Annotated in this window: 1 protein-coding gene; it reads right to left on the minus strand. The window is 66.8% G+C overall.

Translation table 11 applies throughout. From position 1 onward, the window contains the following. Positions 1–102: 102 nt before the first annotated feature. Positions 103–1,374 carry an MFS transporter gene (locus tag T336_RS0122400; RefSeq protein WP_026434188.1) on the minus strand — a complete coding sequence of 424 codons (1,272 nt, stop codon included), beginning with the start codon at positions 1,372–1,374 and terminating at the stop codon, positions 103–105. Between the last annotated feature and the right edge of the window lie 343 nt (positions 1,375–1,717).

Genomic DNA, 1,717 nt, shown 5'->3' on the forward strand with positions numbered 1-1,717 from the left:
ATGCAGGCCATTGCGCAGCGGCAGGACGCTACCATTCACTGAAACAGAAACTCCCTCTCAATCGAGGTGTTGCACTTCAGGTTTGAGACCGCCCATCTCTCTTCACGCCGCCCCGCGTTGCGGCAGCAGCGGCGACCGCGGCAGGAGCCTGAACGCCGTCGATGCCGCCGCCAGCATGCCGGCGATGCAGAGCATCACCGCCCGGTAAGGGTCATGGCCGTGGTGCTGCGCCCAGGCGGCGAGCAGCCCGGTCAGCCACTGCATCAGCGCCACGCCAAGGAACATCGACATGGTGTAGAGCGACAGCGCGCGGCCCGTCATCTGGGCCGGGTAGGACGAGCGCACGTCGGCGTACTGCAGCACGCCGTAGCCCGACAGCAGGCCCATCGCGAAGATCAGCACGACGGTGGCCGCGGCGTGGTGCAGGAAGGCCATCAGCAGGAACAGGCCGCCCATGAGCAGCGAGAAGAAGGTGATCCACCGGCGGCGGTGCTGGGCACCCGGGTCCAGGCGGCCGAAGAGCGCGGGAACGAACAGGGCGATCAGCGATAGCACGAGGGCCACGTTGCCGCTGTCGACCAGCGAGAAGCCGAACCGGCCCATGAGCAGCGGCCCCAGCCACAGGCCGCGCAGCGTCAGGAAGGCGGCATAGCAGCACATGCCGAGGATGAGGATGCCCCAGGTATGCGGCATGCGGAACAGGTCTGCGAAACGGCGTGCCGCCTGTCCCCAGGACTCCTTCAGCCGACCGTTGGATTGCGGCAGTTCCGGTTCATGCACGCGCAGGTAGATCAGCAGCCACGACAGCAGCGAGAGCGCCGCCAGCACGCCGAAGCCCAGGCGCCAGCCGCCGTGCTGCACGAGCCAGGCCAGGGGCGTGCCCGTGAAGATCAGGCCCAGGCCGCCCACGCCCATGCCCACGCCCGAGAAGAACGCGAAACGCTGGGCCGGAAAGTGCCGGGAAATGAACACCGTGCAGGCCAGGAAGGCCGGCGAACAGCCCACGCCGATCAGCAGTTGCCCCAGCATCAACCAGCCGTAGCTCGGGGCAGCCGCGGAAACCGCCGCGCCGATCACCGCCAGGGGAAACGCCGTCAGCACCGTGCGGCGCAGGCCGTACAGGTCCATGCCGATGCCCATGAGCAGCTGGGTCACGCCGAAGGACAGGCCGAACAGCCCGGCGAACGCGCCGAGCGAATCGGGTGATATGCCGAAGTCGGCCTGCAGGCCCGTGGCGATGATGCTGGTGACCGTGCGGAAGGCCTGGCTCAGCGCGAAGCCCGACAGCAGGCAGAGGAACATGGCCCACAGGGCGCGGGAGGGGGGGGCAGGGTCTGCCGCGGGCTCTGCAGGACGGGTGGAGGGTTCGGGCACGGCGAAGAGGGCTGGGCGGACGGCGGCGGAAGCGGTCCGGCTTCCTTGGGCGGGATTCTCGCTGGCTTGCGCAGTCTTTGCAGGCAGGCGAAAAGGTACGAGCCTAGCGAATCCGTGCCCGGTTGGAGGTCACGCCGCGGACATGTGCGGCGACGGGCAGCTGATCCGCCGTGTACCGTCAGTCCTCGCATACAACCTTCGGGCTGCATGTCGAATTTACGCAATATCAGCAGTCAATTGGTTTTACAGGGCGGTCTCCAATCTGAAGTGCAACACCTGAACCTCAGGTAACTTGCACAGATGACTTCGCGATACACGCACTTGCAGCCCGAAGAACGCCTCA

The sequence above is a fragment of the Paracidovorax oryzae ATCC 19882 genome (assembly GCF_000687165.1).
Taxonomy (GTDB): Bacteria; Pseudomonadota; Gammaproteobacteria; order Burkholderiales; family Burkholderiaceae_C; genus Paracidovorax; species Paracidovorax oryzae.